This window comes from Pseudomonas sp. CNPSo 3701 (genome assembly GCF_028674975.1).
GTDB classification, from domain to species: domain Bacteria; phylum Pseudomonadota; class Gammaproteobacteria; order Pseudomonadales; family Pseudomonadaceae; genus Aquipseudomonas; species Aquipseudomonas straminea.
On the sequence record NZ_JAQZSI010000028.1, the window covers coordinates 1 to 437 of the forward strand.

Genomic DNA, 437 nt, shown 5'->3' on the forward strand with positions numbered 1-437 from the left:
GAACAGTGACGGTGCCGTTCGCGGCGTTATAAGTCACACCATTGCTGAAGCTTTGGCTGGTCAGCGTGCCGTTGTAATCACTACCGGCAATCGCAGTACCGGCATTCAGCGCGAGGCTGAAAGTGGTAGCGGTACTGCTGGCGTTAGTGAGGTTGACGGTGAAAACAGCGCTGTCGCCTTCATCGACCTGGCCTCCGCTGCTGTCCACCGCCGAGCTGACGGTGCTGACTGTCGGAACCTGGTCATTGTCGATGATGGTTGCCGTGCCGACCTTGCCGCCTACATTAAGCGTAAAGGTTTCGGTTGGCTCGTAAACGGTGTCATTGATGGTCGGTACCGTGACGGTGAAGCTGGTGACGCCAGCCGGAACAGTGACGGTGCCGTTCGCGGCGTTATAAGTCACACCATTGCTGAAGCTTTGGCTGGTCAGCGTGCCG

The 437-nt window shown here is 57.9% G+C and carries 1 protein-coding gene; it reads right to left on the bottom strand.

Going from position 1 to position 437, the window contains the following annotated elements; genetic code table 11:
* Positions 1 to 437 (bottom strand): Calx-beta domain-containing protein (locus PVA39_RS23235; RefSeq protein ID WP_274126074.1); only part of this gene is annotated, 437 nt, incomplete at both ends.